Origin of the sequence: Fibrobacter sp. (assembly GCF_017545445.1) — a bacterium.
Lineage (GTDB): Bacteria > Fibrobacterota > Fibrobacteria > Fibrobacterales > Fibrobacteraceae > Fibrobacter.
This window is the reverse complement of the sequence record NZ_JAFWOM010000088.1, coordinates 1-16,325: the sequence shown is the minus strand read 5'-3', so window position 1 is coordinate 16,325 and position 16,325 is coordinate 1. Positions and strand designations below refer to the sequence as shown.

Annotated in this window: 14 protein-coding genes; 13 read left to right on the top strand and 1 reads right to left on the bottom strand. The window is 48.2% G+C overall.

What is annotated here, in order from left to right; genetic code table 11:
* Positions 1 to 10: 10 nt before the first annotated feature.
* Complete coding sequence (locus tag IKG78_RS10345) at positions 11 to 445, top strand: hypothetical protein (RefSeq protein ID WP_290943072.1); 435 nt, start codon at positions 11 to 13, stop codon at positions 443 to 445.
* A gap of 139 nt (positions 446 to 584) precedes the next feature.
* Here the strand turns inward: IKG78_RS10345 and IKG78_RS10340 are convergent, their stop codons facing one another.
* Positions 585 to 1,139, bottom strand: coding sequence for an SPOR domain-containing protein (locus IKG78_RS10340; RefSeq protein WP_290943070.1), 555 nt, complete (start codon positions 1,137 to 1,139; stop codon positions 585 to 587).
* Positions 1,140 to 1,491: 352 nt separating this feature from the next.
* Between IKG78_RS10340 and IKG78_RS10335 the strand changes: the two genes are divergently transcribed.
* The 12 genes from IKG78_RS10335 (at position 1,492) to IKG78_RS10280 (ending at position 16,097) form a co-directional block, all read left to right on the top strand.
* A complete protein-coding gene (locus tag IKG78_RS10335) occupies positions 1,492 to 3,435 on the top strand; it encodes a SpoIIE family protein phosphatase (protein ID WP_290943067.1) in 1,944 nt (647 codons plus the stop codon).
* Between the two features lie 112 nt (positions 3,436 to 3,547).
* Entirely contained in the window at positions 3,548 to 3,757 is a 210-nt protein-coding gene (rpsU, locus tag IKG78_RS10330) for a 30S ribosomal protein S21 (protein ID WP_014546541.1), read from the top strand.
* A gap of 107 nt (positions 3,758 to 3,864) precedes the next feature.
* Positions 3,865 to 4,335: a GatB/YqeY domain-containing protein gene (locus tag IKG78_RS10325; RefSeq protein ID WP_290943064.1), complete on the top strand. Its 471-nt coding sequence runs from the start codon at positions 3,865 to 3,867 to the stop codon at positions 4,333 to 4,335.
* 449 nt (positions 4,336 to 4,784) lie between these two features.
* Positions 4,785 to 6,701, top strand: a complete 1,917-nt coding sequence (locus IKG78_RS10320) for a hypothetical protein (RefSeq protein WP_290943062.1) — start codon at positions 4,785 to 4,787, stop codon at positions 6,699 to 6,701.
* Between the two features lie 138 nt (positions 6,702 to 6,839).
* Positions 6,840 to 8,369, top strand: a complete 1,530-nt coding sequence (locus IKG78_RS10315; RefSeq protein WP_290943059.1) for a sigma 54-interacting transcriptional regulator — start codon at positions 6,840 to 6,842, stop codon at positions 8,367 to 8,369.
* Positions 8,370 to 8,571: 202 nt separating this feature from the next.
* Positions 8,572 to 9,462: a LysR family transcriptional regulator gene (locus tag IKG78_RS10310; RefSeq protein ID WP_290943057.1), complete on the top strand. Its 891-nt coding sequence runs from the start codon at positions 8,572 to 8,574 to the stop codon at positions 9,460 to 9,462.
* Between the two features lie 206 nt (positions 9,463 to 9,668).
* Positions 9,669 to 10,886, top strand: a complete 1,218-nt coding sequence (gene tyrS / locus IKG78_RS10305; protein ID WP_290943054.1) for a tyrosine--tRNA ligase — start codon at positions 9,669 to 9,671, stop codon at positions 10,884 to 10,886.
* Between the two features lie 8 nt (positions 10,887 to 10,894).
* The gene (locus tag IKG78_RS10300; protein ID WP_290943051.1) at positions 10,895 to 11,851 is read left to right on the top strand and encodes a PfkB family carbohydrate kinase; all 957 of its coding nucleotides are present in this window, start codon (positions 10,895 to 10,897) and stop codon (positions 11,849 to 11,851) included.
* Positions 11,852 to 11,874: 23 nt separating this feature from the next.
* Positions 11,875 to 12,564 (top strand): futalosine hydrolase, encoded by a 690-nt coding sequence (gene mqnB, locus IKG78_RS10295; protein WP_290943048.1) that lies wholly within the window; start codon positions 11,875 to 11,877, stop codon positions 12,562 to 12,564.
* 87 nt (positions 12,565 to 12,651) lie between these two features.
* Positions 12,652 to 14,826 (top strand): Vpu, encoded by a 2,175-nt coding sequence (locus tag IKG78_RS10290; protein ID WP_290943046.1) that lies wholly within the window; start codon positions 12,652 to 12,654, stop codon positions 14,824 to 14,826.
* Between the two features lie 149 nt (positions 14,827 to 14,975).
* Entirely contained in the window at positions 14,976 to 15,767 is a 792-nt protein-coding gene (locus IKG78_RS10285; protein WP_290943044.1) for a 1,4-dihydroxy-6-naphthoate synthase, read from the top strand.
* Positions 15,768 to 15,893: 126 nt separating this feature from the next.
* On the top strand, positions 15,894 to 16,097 hold the full coding sequence (locus IKG78_RS10280) for a hypothetical protein (RefSeq protein WP_290943042.1): 204 nt from the start codon (positions 15,894 to 15,896) through the stop codon (positions 16,095 to 16,097).
* Positions 16,098 to 16,325 lie beyond the last annotated feature (228 nt).

Sequence of the window (16,325 nt, the reverse complement as noted above, 5' to 3'; positions counted from 1 at the left end):
AAAGATCGATATGAAAAAACTTATTCTTGCTTCTGCAATTCTGCTCGCCATGGCCGCGTGCTCGTCTGATGACAACAGTAGTGATTTGGAGTGCTATACAAACTTTACGGATGATACCGCTAAGCTGTTTTATTCGTATAAAGGTACTTCTGAAGAGAATATCGCTACTCATCATTTTGATGATGGAGAATATTCTTCGGTTGTCAGGAAATATACATTTGCAAATTCTGCCGATGCCGAAAGAAAGTGTACTGCGCTAAAAGCTGAATGGGGCGATGCATTGAATCACTATGAGTGCGATGGCAATGTGGTGATTGAACGATATGTTCGACTTGATAGTAGAGATGAAATTCGAGAGAATAATGAGTATATCTGCAATTACTTGTATCAGTTGGAAAAAAACGGAACTTTAGATTCGCTTTATAAAGCCAACGGCGGCAAGTGATAAGTTTGTTTTAGTTATTGGTCGTTTGTTATTGGTCATTAGTCAATAGTCATTGGTCAATAGTTGTTAGTTGGTGATTATGCAAAAAAAAGGCTCCGCAATCGCGGGGCCTTTGTCAGTTCGTTGCTTTTGTTAAAAATTACATATCTTCGCTCATGCCGGGCTTGCCGATACGGTCGTTCTTGCGGTTGTCAACCCAGCCTGCGTAACCTTGCGGGGCGAGCACTTCCTTGCCGAACTGCTGGGCGTTTGCAATCGAGGAAAAGTACCCGACGCGCACACGGTAGAACGTGCCTTCGAGTTCGCCCGGATTTTCGACTTCGGCGACGTATGCCTTGATGCCCTGATCAGAGAGCTTGCTCACGACGCTGTTGGCCGCTTTTCTCGTCGGCTGGATGCTCACTTGAATGACGTACGGTCCTGAAGATTCCTGTTCGACGCTAGAATGTGACGGAGCGAATTTTGCCGCTGGAGCTGGAGCCGGTGCTGGCTTTTCTTCGGGTTCGTTAAGGGATTGGATGGGAACCAAGTCCGGTTCATCTTGAACGGGGGCGGCTTCGACCGGTGCCGGTTTTTCCGCAACAGGCTTGGCTTCTGGTTGCGGTGCCGGTTGTTCTTCCTTGCTACCGCAGGCGCAAAGCAATGAACAGGAAAGGGCTATTGCCCCGAATAAAGATGCTGAATGCAACTTCATGGCTAAACTCCGCATTAAAACATTTCTCCATACATTTGGAATATTCTAGTAGAGAATATACATAAGTCGTTGATACTTCGCAAGTTATGAAGAATCAAAAATCGTAAAATTAACGAAATTTTACATAAAAAGACGGATTTTGACGGACTTTTTTTATATTTTATAGTGCTCAAATGTTTATACGAAACTTGAAATTCCCTTTTTCGCGATTGTTTTATAAACGCAAAACTTAAAAAAATATCATATTTTTTAGATAAAATTCTGTTAAAACTCGAGCGGCTGCAATTAAGTTACATATATTTCTACTTGTAATAGAAATAATTTCTATTTGTAGCGAAAAGAGAAGGTTTTTATGGGATTCAATATACACGGACTAGCGTTCAAACAGTCCATGCTGACTCTGCTTGGGTTCAGCATTGTCTTTGCGACGCTGTTCGGGATTCTCAGCTTTCAAGTTCAAAGTGAATTTTCGACCTTGCTTACGCAGAAAGGCGAAGAGATAAGCCTTGCGAATGTCGCCATTATTGAAAAGTTGTTTGAAAAAGGGCAGAAACTTGGCGACGAATATGCCGAAGTGCTTGGCAACGAGAAACTCGCAGGCAAGGATCTCGACGATTTCTTGACGCAGACTGTCTTTGACGCAAGGCAGACATTGCCGCAAGTTCTGGCAGTGGTTGTCGCCTATGAATCCGGCATGGCTCCCCAGTCTGAGTCGAACGTGAACGTGATGCGTCTCGCCCAGTTCTCGGAGAACGATATCAAGCTGTTCGACGGCAAGAACTATTTCGATAAGGAATGGTACAAGAGCACGAAGGAGCAGCAGAAAGGGATTTGGCAGGAGCCGTTCGTCGGGGACTTTATCAGGGAACCGATTGCGATTTACACGACCCCCATTTTCCACACGGACACTTTAGGGAACAAAGTATTTGCGGGTGTCCTGTGCCTTGATATGTCCATTGCGTTCCTCAAGGAAACGGTCGCTTCGATACCTGTATCGAATTCCGGTTACGTCGTTGTACTGTCCGCTAATGGTACCGTGATTGCGCATCCTCAAAGCGATATCGTTTTTAAGGAGACTCTGGCCGATCTCGCCAGGAATGACTATGATGAATCCTCGTCCGATTTTGAAAAAACGGTGCGAGGCATGAAAAAGGGACTCTTCATGGGGTTTACGCGTGATGGCAGGGAAACGGCTATTTACTTTAGCGCGATGGAATCGAACGGCTGGACGTTCATGATTGTATGGCCCGCCCAGAAGTACCTGGAAAGCCAGCGTTCGATGGAAAAGATGTTTGCTTGGATGTGCCTTATCGGTTATGTCGTTATGTTGTGCTTGATTTTCGTGATTTCGTCGAGGGTCTCGCGTCCGCTCAATGAACTTGCGATTGCGGCGGACAAGCTTGGGAACGGGGACTTCAATGCCGAAATCCCGCATCTTTCCGGTCGTGACGAAATCGCTCTGTTTGCGGGGGCTTTTACGCACATGCGCACCTCGCTCAAGGAGCACATGGAAAAGCAAAAGGACTTGGACCGCATCGAAAGCGAACTGGACTTTGCAAAGGATATCCAGATAGGATTCTTGCCGATGGACGAAAAAGAGGAAGATTCTGGAGATGAACTTCACGAATTGACTCCGTTCCTCCGTCCGGCCAAGGAAGTCGGCGGTGACTTTTACGATTTCTTCAAGTTGGATGACGGTCGTTTGTGCGTGGTTGTGGGCGATGTTTCGGGCAAGGGTGTTCCTGCCGCGTTGTTCATGATGGTTTCGCGAATAGTGCTTCGCACGATGGCGAAGAACTTGAAGTCCGTTGTCGAGACGTTTGATAACACGAATCGTGAATTGGAAAAACGGAACAGGGCGAACATGTTCGTAACGGTCTGGATGGGCTTCATCGACTTAAAGACGGGACATATCGAATTTGCTTCGGCTGGGCACAACCCTCCGGCCATTCGCCATAAGGATGGTCGGGTGGAATTTGCGAAGAGCAAGGCCGGGGTCGTCATGGCGGCGATGGACACCACGCACTACAGACTCCAGACGTTGGACCTTGCTCCAGGCGATACGTTGTTCCTTTATACCGACGGCGTGACCGAAGCGACCGATGCGAATAACGAACTGTTCGGGAATGAACGTTTGCTCGACGCTCTGTCTAAGGGTGGCGGTGACGGCACTAAAGAGACGTGCCGCTACGTCAAAAAACAAATCGACCAGTTTGTAGGGACGGCGCCGCAGTTCGATGACATTACCATGCTTGCTTTTAATTATAAGGGACCCGAAGGGGCGGACGGCGTTTGATTGTCTCAAAAAAAGAGCGTATGAATGCTTATAAAATGTTACCCTTGACGGATTTAAAAAATTTAGGTATATTTGGCTATCAAAAAAATTGAATTTTAACCAAAGGATTATCGTGATCGGCGTTATTGTTAAGTCCAACGAACCGTTCGAACGCGCTCTCAAGCGTTTTACCAAGTCTTGCGAAAAGAATGGCATCATCTCCGACGTCAAGAAGCGTCAGCGTTTCGAAAAGCCTTCTGAAGAAAAGAAGCGTATTGAAACTGCAGCTCGTCGCAAGCGTCTCAAAGAGATTGCTGATCAGAACCGCAAGCGTCTCTACTAATTCGATTTTTTAATCGGATAATTTTCTAAACTTTAATGAGTTGTCGGCTTACGTCGATGACTCGTTAGGTGTTTTTAGACTGCGGGATATCCGCAAAAGGAAATATTATGGCAAGTGAACTTTTGACAAAAATTCTCGACGACATCAAGACTGCAATGAAGGCTCACGATGCCGTAACTCTCGGAACGCTCCGTACGCTCCATTCCGACATCAAGAACGAAGCCATGAAGGCTGGGGCCGCCCCGGCTCAAATCATGGACACCATTACGGATGCCATGTGCGTTGACGTTCTCGCCAAGAGCGTGAAGCAGAAGCAGGAATCCATCGAAATCTTGAAGAAGGGCGGTTTCTTGGACAAGATTCCAGAAGAAGAAGCTTGCATTGCCATTTACCGCAAGTACATGCCCGCTGAAATGACCGAAGACGAAGTCAAGGCCCTCATCGCCGAAATCAAGGCTGCAACGGGTGCCGCTTCTCCGAAAGACATGGGCAAGATCATGAAGGAACTCTCCCCGAAGGTCAAGGGCCGTTTCGATGCCAAGCGCGCCAGCGCTCTCGTGCAAGAAGCGCTGAAGTAGTAGACAGTAGGAAGTGGATGGTTGGAAGTGGACTGTGGGAGGGGAAGGCCTTCCCCTGATTCGCACTTCGTGGCTCGTCACCCCTTCTAGCGGTGCCTCAGACGCCGGCCCCGCAACGCCCCGCTGTTATGCCTGCCACGGCGGGATCCGCGTCATTCCGCTTTGTCACCCCGGACTAAGGTTGGCGAACTGCCGCCCCACTCCGGGAATTTTTTTTTATTCCAACTGTCATGTTTTGACATCCTGCGGATTTATATTTGTATCCGTAAGAAAAAATGAAACTGGTTTACATTTTTAGATGAATGCCCGATATATGAAGTAGAAGCGTCTGTCTGACAATGTAAGCGGATTTCAGTGGATTTTAGCGAGTCATAGGCTGTTCCTATTTGCGCCCTCGCGGGCACGCCCTAAATTTTTACAGCCCGACTCGCAACTTTTGAGGATGCATTATGAATCTTGAGCTCATTTCGTATTTCAATATTGCCTTGAGCAATACCGAGGGTAACGCGAAGGCTCTCACCTTCGAAGATGTGAACGCCGAGGCCGCTCAATATGGGTGGTTGGTGCATCCTGATTGCTGCAACTCCGACACCTTGCAATGGGTCCGGGAAGTTGCCAAGACAAAATACAACAAGACGTTTTACAAGGAATGGGCGGATATCGTATCCAAGACTCGGTTTGAACTCTTGGTGGATCAGCTGTGCCATTACGCATCGACCTACGGAACGGGTTTTACGGAGGGGGAAGGCTATATGCCGAACCATGACGATGTCGTCATCCCCTTCAAAAAGTTCAAGGTCATTTTGCCGTGCACCAAGAGAGAGCTGTTCGACAAGTGCGCGGGGCTTATCAAGTCGGGTATCGCCATGAACGAGCAGACTCAAAAGACTTGCTCGGAATATGTTGTAAACGCTCTTGCCGATTGGGGCGAATTCGGTTTTTCGATTGACGACGTGAAGAACAAGGAAGCTCAGGCGACGATAGCCTCTTTGACGTGCGTGTATCCGCAAGATGAATTCGCGTTGCTTCGTTGCCTAGTCTATCGTGCGACCGGTTCTACCATGCTTATCAAGAGCAAGGACGCTATTGCCTGCGTAAAAAAGAATGCAAGCAAAATTCCCCTTGGCGCTTTGTCTGATGCCCAGCTTGTGAAACTCTCCAGGATTTTCCTTCGCTTTAAGCCGCTCTTTTTAGCCATGAAGGTGAACGCAGACAAATCTCCGATTTTGAATCCGGATTTTATTGCTGCTGCTCGAAAAATCGGCGTTGAAGTTCCAGCTGAAACAGGAAAAAGAGTTTCGAATGCCTCCGTGGTGAATAAACTCCGTAAGCTTGCCGAAAAGAACCATACCCCTCTTGAAAAGGGCTTCTGGGAGACCGTTCTTGTCGAGAAGAAAAGCCTTGACGATATCAAGAAAAATGTTGCCAATATTTCGAATTTCAAAAAGGCGACGCTCATGCAGGGCGTCAAGATGCGGCTTTCGGGGCAGTCGGGGCAGTGCTACGTCATCCGCAACGGTAAATTGTTCGTGCGTGAGGGCTATGCCCCCAAAAATGACGATGCGTACTTGATGCAAATCTATACGATTCTCCATGATTCGCTGGTTGAGAGTCTCAAGCCGAAGGCTTGCACGGTTCGCTATCCGAAGGGATTGAACATTGCAGTCCCCTCCAGCGAAAAGAATTTCATAGGCAATTACCCCATGGGAACTAGTGTGGATATGGGCGACGACCACAACGTTGTTGGAATCTACTGGCATAATGATTGGGGCACGAGTGATTTTGATCTCCATTATATGTCGCTTGACGGAGCGTCCTATGGTTGGAACGCACGTTATAGCTCCCAAAGCGGCAAGATAGAAAACGTCATTTACTCTGGCGATATAACCAATGCTCCCAAAGGTGCGACGGAATTGATGTATATCGGCGGGAAGGCACCCGAAGGAAAGTTCGAGGTTTGCAGATTTAGTGGAACAACGAATGATTCTCAGTTCAAGTTCTTTGTAGCCCGATGCGACCGTGCTTCGTTGAACTTAGACAAGAGCGAATGCGGCCCGATGGTGGATCCCAATGATGTTGTGGCGGAATTCATGATTCCTGTAGAAGGGTATGAAAGGAAGAATATCGCGATGACCATAGATAATCGCTTTGTGCTGATGGACTTGAATATCGGCAGCGGAAGGGTTCCCACGCGTGAATTGGAGAAAATTGTAATAGACAAGTTTCGTGTAAAAGTAAGATCTTTTCTAAATTTGAAGGAGGTTTTGGAAGCTGCTGGCTTTACGGAAGCCAAAAGCGACGATGATGAAGTCGGGCTGGACTTGACGCAACCGAGCAAGGACACCCTCATCGAATTGTTTGCGTAAGATTTAAAGACGGGCATAGAATGTTCCTATATTAGTTCCCATTTGTTGCCGGTTCGAGTCCGGCCAGGGGGTTCCCCTGTAGCTCAAGTGATAGAGCGATGGTTTTACATTCCGCCTGTTTTTTCTAAATTCTGTTCCATGCCTACGTCGCAATCCAAAATCCAGGAACTGGAACTGCTCTACAAAATCAGTTCCATTCTGAACCAGACGCTCGATTTCGAGAGTGTCGCGCATCCGATTCTGGAAGTGGTGGAATCCATGATGGGCGTGGAACATGCGACGCTTACGCTTTACAACCGCCACACCGGCGAAATCTCCATCGAAATCGCGGAAGGCCTTTCGAGCCGCCAGGCGCGTAAAGGCCGCTACAAGGTGGGCGAGGGCATTACTGGTCGCGTGGTCGAGACCGGCAAGCCGATTATCATTCCGTCGGTCGCTAAGGATCCGGACTTTTTGGACCGTACGGGCCGCGGCAAGACGGAGGACAAGGCGTTCCTTTGCGTTCCGGTCATTATGGAACATCAGGTGATTGGTGCTTTCAGTGCCGACGTGCAGAATCCGGTCGAAAACGAACTCCCTGAAAAGCTCCGCTTGCTGGAAATCATTGCGCAAATGTTGGCTGCGGCGGTAAAGCTTCGTCGCGAGGCACGCGAAGAGAACGAAATCCTCAAGGCCGAAAACGAACGCATGGCGATGGAACTCAAGGCACGTTTCCAACCGGATAACATCATTGGCCGTACGCCCGAAATGCAGCAGGTCTATACGCAAATCGATCAAGTCGCGAAAAGCCCGCTTCCGGCGTTAATCGTGGGCGAGGTGGGGACTGGCAAGGGGCTTGTCGCAGAGGCGATTCACTTTCGCTCTGATCGCAATTTAGGCCCGTTTGTGCGTGTGCATTGCGCGGCCCTCCCGGAGTCCGTTCTGGACCGGGAACTTTTCGGAAGCGAAAAGGGAGCCTTGGTCGGCGTCGTCAATGAGGCCCCGGGCCGCGTGGAGCAAGCTGATGGCGGTACGCTTTTCCTCGATGAAGTCGCTGAACTGACTCCGAACTTGCAAATAAAGTTGCTCCGTCTTTTGCAGCAAGGTGAAATGGAACGGGTGGGCGCCCGATTCCCGAAAAAGGTGAATGTCCGCGTGATTTGTGCGACGACAAAAAACTTACAGCAGATGGTGTCTGACGGGGCATTCCGTGAAGATTTGTACTACCAGTTGCATGTTGTTCCAATTTATGTGCCGCCATTACGCAAACGCCGTACCGATATTGTACTGCTTGCGGATTACTTTGTTGAACATTACTGCCGCTTGGTCGGCAAAAACGTTCGCCGTCTTGCTCGCGGCACCATCGAAATGCTCATGAGCTATCCGTGGCCGGGTAATGTGCGCGAACTTGAAAATGCTATAGAACGTGCGGTGCTTTTGACCGAAGAAGATGTCATTTATCCGCATCACTTCCCGCCGACAATCCAGACGGACGAAACGAGTGGAACGCCCGTGAGCGGAAACCTGAAGCTCATGGTCGAAGCGTACGAACGAGACATCATCTGCGATGCCCTCAAGAGCAGCAAGGGCAAAATGGCCGCTGCCGCCCGCAGCCTCTCGACCACCCCGCGTATCCTCACGTACAAAATCAAGCAACTCGGCATTGACCTCGCCGCCTTCAGCAAATAACCACTCCCCTTACGCTGTCATCCCGGCCCCTGTGCCGGGATCTCCTTACACAGTTCCAATAACAGATACGCTCCCCTTCATATTGTCATCCCGGACTCCGTTCTGGAATCTCTTTCAGTAAATAATTCTCATACCTCAAAGCGAAGCGACCTCATAGCGAGTTTACGAGCGTGCTCACAGCTCATTTGCTATAATTGCAAACATGGAACTCACTCAGCTTAAATACTTCTTGGAGGTGGCTCGCACGGAGCATGTGACGCAAAGTGCCAAAAACCTTTGCATCGTCCAGCCAGCGCTTACGCAGGCGATTCACAAGCTCGAAGACGAACTGGGCGTGTCGCTGTTCAAAAATTCGGGGCGCAACATCAAGCTTACCGACAGCGGAAAATTCTTTTATGAAAAGCTCCAGCCACTTTACGAAAACATGATGGCACTTCCTGGACTTGTGAAGGAAATTGCCGACAAGCAGAGCAGCAATGTCAAGTTAAATGTTCTTGCTGCGTCAACGCTTATCACGAAAGCAGTTATTGAATACAAACGGAGTAACTCCGACATAGATGTAGATATGCTGCAGAACGAAGAAACGAGTGTCTTTGATATTTGCGTTCGCACTTACGCGAACTACAGGCCAGAACTCGACAACACCGAAAGTGACGAAACGTTTGTCCATTCCGAAAAGATTTTCTTGGCGGTCCCGAATACGGCTCAGTATAAAAAGATGGATTCCATTTCTCTGTTTGATTTGAAAGACGAAAAGTTCATTCGCCTTTACGGTTCCAAACAGTACCGCAAAATATGCAATGAACTATGTGATAGCATTGGATTCCATACAAATGTGACGTTCGAAAGCGATAATGCCGCCGTCGTCAAGGATGCAGTCGCTGCAGGCATTGGCGTGGGATTTTGGCCGGAACTTTCATGGGGCAAGATGGATCACAAAAGAGTCAAGCTTCTCGAAATTACCGATACGGATTTTAAACGCGATATTGTGATTTCGCTCCGTCGCAACAAGCAGGATAATTCCAAGACCGAACAGTTTTATAACTTTTTGACGAAGTATATTTTGCAACGTCAATCCAAAATGCGAAAATAATTTTGCGTAGGTGGCCAAAGTCTTCCAATTTTACGGTTTATAACCCGCTATCAACTTCCTACTTCCTACTTCCTACTTCTTACTAATTCTATATTTTCCTCGTTATGATTATCCATTCCTTCTACATGGGCTTCCAGTGATTAGCGGTTTAAACCTGTAATTTCCCTAACCACTAACCACCAACCACTAACCACTTAATTAAAAACATGCAATTCCGTCCTGTAAAAGAACAGCTTGAAATTTTGATGCGCGGCGTGACTGACATTGTGCCGCAAGACGAACTCGAAAAGAAACTCCAGAAGTCTTACGATACTGGCGTCCCGCTCCGTATCAAGATGGGGGTAGACCCGACGGCTCCGGACGTGCACTTCGGCCACACGGTCGTGATGCGCAAACTCCGTCAGTTCCAGGATTTGGGCCATACTGTGGTGCTTATCGTGGGTGACTACACTGCCCAGATTGGTGACCCGAGCGGCCGTAACAAGGCACGCCCGCGCCTCACGCACGAACAGGTGCTCGAGAACGCGAAGGAATACCAGGAACAGTTCTTCAAGGTCGTCCGCCGCGACCAGGTGGAAATCCACTACAACGGCGAATGGTTCTCCAAGCTCCCGTTCAGCAAGGTGACCGAACTCATGGGCCAGTTTACTGTGGCCCAGATGCTCGAACGCGAAGACTTCCACAACCGCTATACGGCGAACACGCCGATCAGTCTGCACGAATTCATGTACCCGATGATGCAGGGTTACGATTCCGTCGCTATCCAGAGTGACGTAGAACTCGGCGGCACCGATCAGAAGTTCAACGTGCTTCGCGGTCGCGACTTGCAGATTTTTGAAGGCATGGAACCGCAAATCGGTCTTTTCATGCCGATTTTGCTCGGTACCGACGGCAAGGTCAAGATGTCCAAATCCATCGGCAACTACGTTGGCCTTAACGAACCAGCCGACGTGATGTACCACAAGATTTACAGCCTTGCAGATAGCATCGTCGAGAATTGGTTTGAGCTCTTGACGAACATCCCGCTCGAAGAAGTCAAGCAGATGATGGCTGACATTGCCGCAGGCAAGATGAACCCGAACGACGCGAAGCACCGCCTCGCTATCGACATCGTGACGCAGTACTACGGTGCCGAAGCTGCCGAAGCCGCTGCTGCCAAGGAACGCGAAATCCACAGCGGTAATGCTATCCCGAGCGATGCTGCCGAATGCTCCGTCGAAGCCGGAACTTATGGCGCTCTTGACTTGCTCGTGAACATCAAGGCGTTTGCATCCAAGGGCGAAGCCCGCCGCATGGTGCAGAATGGCGGCGTCAAGATTGGTGGCGAAAAGCTTGCTGATCCGCAAGCCTCCTTCGAAATCAAGGGTGGCGACCAGTTGGTTATCCAAGTGGGCAAGCGCAAGTTCTACAAAGTGAACTTCTAAGGCGTTTTATGTCTCGCGAAATCTTAGTTCTCGGTTTGAATCCCGCATGGCAGAGAGTCTTCTTCTTGGACAAGTTTGTCCCAGGTGAAGTCCATCGTATATCCAAAGTCAAGGAATATGCGTCGGGCAAGGGCATCAACTGCTGTCGCGTTTTGCAACTGTTGGGCGGAACTCCCCGCTTGATGCATTTCCTCGGTGCCGGGAACGGCGAGAAAATTTTTGACGAGCTGTCGACTTGTGGCATTCTGCAAGTTCCGGTCTGGATTCGCGAGAACACGCGTATCTGTACGACCATCGCTTGTAATGGCGATACGACGGAACTCGTGGAACCGTCGCCGACGCTTGCCGATTCCGAGAACGATGATTTTGCACAAACGCTTAATGATTATTGGGATTCCACGCAGTATGTGGCGCTTTGCGGAACGTTCCCGCAGGGCTTCGATACCAAGATGTTCGATTCGCTTGACTTTAACGGCAAACAGATTTTTGCCGATGCCATTGACGGAATCGACGAACTCCTTGCGAAAGGTGTCGAACTCTTGAAAATCAATAAGCTGGAATACTGCAAGCTGCTTGAACGCTTGGGCATTCCGTTGGTCAAGTCTAGCCCGCAGTTCTGGAAAATGACCGCGACCGCAGTCCTGGAACGTTTGCCCATCAAGAATCTCGTCGTGACGGACGAAGATTCCCCAGTTCGTGCATTCCGGCTTGTCGAAAAGAAGTTCCTGGGCATCCAGTTGCAACCGCCTTCCGTTACGGTCAAAAACGATATTGGTGCTGGAGATTCCTTCTTTGCTGGCTGGCTCTACGCTTGCGATCAAGGCATGAGCTTTGAAAGCTGCCTTGCCAAGGCCACCGCTGTTGCTTGTGCCCGCTGCGAAGTCGAGCGCCCGTGGAACTTGAGCCTAGATCGTGTTGCCGAACTTGAAAACGAACTTGCGACAAAGGTTGAACGTCTCGAATAAAATTTTTGCTTAAGAGTTCTGTTATGGAAGACCGCTTTGTTCCTTTGTTTGCCTTTGCGTCAAGCTTGGAATTGTTCGGTGCATTTCCTGAATGTAAAGATTTTGTTCAAAAAAATATTCGCTTGGGCGAAATCATAGAACTCTCTGATAGCCGAGGCTTTGCAGTAGTCCTCGGCATTGGCATTCTTGAATTTTCTACAAACTTGTCTATGCTGCTCTCGCGATTTGCTGCCGAAGGCTCATTTACGCATGTCGTACTGGCGGGCATTTGTGGGGCTTATCCCGGACGCGGATTGAATATTGGCGATGTTGTTCGTGTTGATTCTGAAAGGGTTGGGGACCTAGGCGTTGTCGAACGCGACGGCTCGTTTATGCCTTGGAACAAGGTCACTGGAACGTCTGTGCAAACTTACGAAAGTTTTCCGTTGCAATGTGTCCCCGACTGGCTTGCAAAATTGAAATCCGCAGCAGGTCTTACCATCAATTGCTGTACAGGAACGTCTGCAATGGCCGCAGAACGCGTCCAAAATTTCAACGTCGATGTCGAATCGATGGAAGGCGCCGCGTGTTTTTCCGTTTGCCGTGCGTTTAACATTCCCTGCTACGAAATCCGTGCTGTGAGCAATATTGCGACTGACCGCGATAAAACTACATGGCGCATTCAAAGTGCGTTAGACGCGTTGCAAAAGCTTTTTTCGTCATTCCCAACTTGATTGGGTATTTCATCTTCGTTACTCGTGGCTTACATCATTTTTATATTTTCTTGAAGTCGCGTTTTCCGAGTCCAAGAGAATGATCTCATGAACAAAAGTAGATTTGTAATCATTGCTTTGATTGTGGCTGTTATTGCCTCGATTGTCGTGTGGTGCGTCGTTTCTAGCAACGCAAAGGATGAAAAGGTCCAGCAAGAAATAGACGCTGTCGTGAAAGTGCTTGACGAAGCGTCGGGCGATTCCGCAAATTCCGCTGAAATGGATGGTTTAGGGACGGTTCGCGAACAACAGGCATCTTCTGGATCGGAGGCTAGTCTCGTTGAGTTCGGGGATTCCATTGATGTATCGAAATTTGATTTGGAAAAGACGATTAGGTTATTCCATATTTTGGACGCGGGCTACGAAAAAAGCCATAACATTCAGGAATACCTCCAGTTTTTGGCCGTGCAAGATTATCGCGGAATCCCGCCCGAAGTCATTCGTGCGAAAAAGAAGTTGATTCCGTACTATAAGACTCTGCGCCGTGCCGAAGAAGACTTGAACGAAGCCGAAAAACGCAATCTTTGGAACGCCGTGGCTGGGAACGAGACTTTGATTTCTATGAATTCTCCTATTGCGGAGGGCATCCGAGCCGCGTTTTCTGGCGGATTGGATGTCATTGCCGTTTCGAATCTGGTGACGAAGGGCATTTTAACGGGCAAGGATTTTTTCAAGAACTTAAAGCAGAACGAAAAAATCGAGAAAGAAGCACGTGCGGCTCTCGAAAAACATCAAGACGCTTACTTGGCGTATTTGGAGGACTACATCTCGCTCTATATCCGTTACATGGCGAAATGGAACCGTCTTTGCCTCATGCGCGACCAGGCGTATATTTCCATCAGCAATGGCGATATTGACGGGGCGCTTGCAGTGCTTATGCAGGTGCTTTCGGAATTTCCGGGCGACCGCGAGTCTATTTTACTGAAATCGTTCTGCCTTGTGAGGCGTGCTCAGTTGGGCGAACCCCGTTCAGAACGTTTTGGAGGCCTCGAAGAGGCCAAGCAAATGCTGGGTGCATTTATCCACGACAATCCTGAAAAATCAGCTCCGGCGCTGGTGCTGTTGGGAACTTGCCACATGCTTGAGGGCGACGAAGTCAAGGCGAAAAATATGTTTGACCAGTCTTCGGTTGAATACCCGCGGGAATCCGATGCGCTTTTGGACATGTACAACTCGTACAATTACAGAAATTATTTAATGAAGTCCGTTGAAGGCCATTTTGTGCAGACGATGTACAAGTCGATGATGGAAGGGTTCGGTTTTTTCTCGCCGAATTTCCAGAAGGCAATTGTTGCTTACGAAAAGGGAAATTTCGCGAAGGCCAAGGAAGAAATTTTCCGCCACTTTTTCCGCCGCGGGAATCAAGCCGTTTATGATTTTCTTATAGCGGATATGAAGTATGTGGAACAGTACATGCCTACGCTTTTGAACATGATTTTCGAGGAACACTCTTTCCTTGACTTGCAGACGTACAATCCAACGCTTTCTTTTTCGGATAAGTTAGCCGTGAAGGTGGAAAACCGCTCGGACAAAAAGCTTTCGAACGTGCGTTTGTTCCTGTGCTTGCACTTGACCGATATGTACAAGGACGAATACCAGGTAAAAAAGATGGAAACGACGGTCAACAATATCGAGCCGCATTCCGTTGCCGATTTTGGAAAGTTGCAATTGGATTACGAAATTTATGGCAAAAAGAAAAACAGCGTTTCGGATATCGTTTCTGTAAGGGCGGTCATCATGACGGACAGCTTGATTATTTGGGTAGATGAGGATAAAGTCAAGCGGACGAATATTCTAGACAAAATGGGGGCTCGCTTGAATCGCAAAAGCTTTGAAAAGAAGAATTTTTCCTACATGGATAAATTGTGGAACGGAAAACGCTTTGCTGAATTTGTCCGTTCTGCAACTTCTGCCGAAATGAAGGACCGTAAGGGAATTCTTGGTTCTGTGATGGGTTCGAAGAACATGGCGTTCCATTTCCCGCGCATTTTGGATGGGCTGAATCCATATTTTTCGTTTGGCTTGCTGAACAACAAGGATGCTCTCATGCCGGTATCGGTCATTTTGAATGGCGACCATATCGATGTCGAATTCGAAAAGCAGACCGTTTGGACGAACACCGTAAAGCCGTTGTACATCAGCAGCGCTGAAGGAATTTTCTACATGGATGTCTTGTTTGATGCAAACGGCGACATAAAAGACATTTCTGAAGTGAAGTTTTGAACGAAGAACTGTTAGCAGTGTGAGGTATGGGCTATGAGCTCGGGGCTAAGCCCCTTGGACTTTTTTTCTAATTTCTAGTTGCTTAACCTCAGAGGGCCGTAGGCCCGACCCCATACCTCAAAGCGCCGTAGGCGCGACCTCATACCTCTATGCAACTCTCTCTCGGTATTTCCACCTGCCCAAACGATACATTCATCTATGAAGCCCTGATTCATGGCCTTGAAAATTCCCCTTTTGACTGGAAGGTCACGTATGCCGACGTGCAGACGCTCAACGAAAAGGTTTTGCGGGGCGAACTCGACGTGGCGAAAATCAGTGCGCAAGTCTATCCAGGCATCAGCGAAAAGTACCGCTGTCTCGGTTGCGGTGGCGCCATTGGATACGGTTGTGGCCCCCTTTTGCTCTCTTCCGCTGCCGATTCATTTCAACCGGAACTTGAAACGACACTTCCGGGGGCGAATACAACCGCAGCGCTCCTTTTCAAGTTCTGGTACTCCCGGCAGTTTGCGGATGCTCCAAAACTCCGTTATGCCCTCTTTAACGAGGTTTACCAAGGGCTCCTGAGCAAGAACGTTCCTCAGGGAGTTACTATCCATGAGCATCGTTTTACGTGGAAACGTGATGGTCTTCATCTTTTGCAGGATTTGGGGGCATTTTGGGAGCGAGAAACGGGTTCTCCGATTCCGCTGGGAATCGCGGTCGCCAAGAAGGAACTCGGCTTTGAAACCATCGAAAAAATCGAAAACGAAATTCGCCGTAGCCTCCAAGAAGCCCGAAAAAGAATTGATCCGATTACGTCATTTATTGTCGAAAAAGCGCAAATTGATGATGAAGATGTCATCAAATCTCACATCGCAATGTTCGTGAATGATTTTTCCGAAAACGTCGGAGAATCGGGTTGGAGGTCTCTTGAGAATCTTTGGCGGTTATCACATTGTTAATAAGTTGTTGAATTGACCGAAACCTATGTAATAGTTTGTAAACGTAAACGTAATTTTGCAAAACAGCGAATTTTTAGCAAAAACTTTATTTATTTTCCAAAAAGCATCTTTTTTTGGAGTTTGCTTATGAGTTTAGTAAACGATCTTGAACTAGAAATTGAAAATTTCAAACGCGAATACGAAAAGTTCCAACGCGGTAACAAGTCAGCTGGCACGCGTGCTCGCAAGGTCTTGCAGAATATCAAGAAGACCTGTCAGGAAATCCGTGTTTCAATTCAAGGTGCAAAGAAGGAGGAGGACGAGAAGGACGATCTTCCGAGCGAGGATTGACAGATAAATTTCCCCCCAAAAGGCTATACCTGTGTAATTTTTACACGAAAAATGGCGTTTTTTGCCGAAAAGTATTTGACTAAAGCTATTTTTGAAGGTATATTCCCACATGGGTTTTGTGTTTGCCAAACTGGCAAGCGTATGTTTAACGAATTTAAGTGTTCTATGATTGGAGAAACGTAGCAGTATGACCCTAAAGAAACTGGTCTTAATTACGGCCGGGGCGAT